The 377-nt window shown below is 46.7% G+C and carries 1 protein-coding gene; it reads right to left on the bottom strand.

Annotated elements, in window-relative coordinates:
* The coding region (locus AB4512_RS22530; protein WP_372175761.1) for a putative PEP-binding protein at positions 1-377 on the bottom strand (377 nt) is incomplete at both ends.

Here is a 377-nt window from a genome sequence, read left to right as displayed (position 1 = left end):
CCTTCAGCGCGAAGTTCAACTTTGTACTCTTCGATTGCTTTTTTCAGTTCACGGATCTCTTCAACAGAAATGATCATTGGGAACATGATACGTAGTTTACCGTGTGCAGATGCACGTAGGATGCCACGTAGTTGGTCACGTAGGATTTCACGACGATCCAAGCTGATACGTACTGCACGCCAGCCTAGGAACGGGTTCATCTCTTGTGGAAGGTCCATGTATGGTAGGTCTTTGTCGCCACCGATATCCATAGTACGGATAATCACTGACTCGCCTTCCATTGCTTCTGCTACTTCTTTGTAAGCAACGTATTGCTCTTCTTCAGTAGGAAGCGCGTCACGGTCCATAAATAGGAATTCAGTACGGTACAGACCAAC

It is taken from the genome of Vibrio sp. 10N.222.52.B7 (assembly GCF_041474275.1).
Classification (GTDB): domain Bacteria; phylum Pseudomonadota; class Gammaproteobacteria; order Enterobacterales; family Vibrionaceae; genus Vibrio; species Vibrio crassostreae_C.
This window is presented reverse-complemented; position numbering and strand designations above follow the sequence as displayed.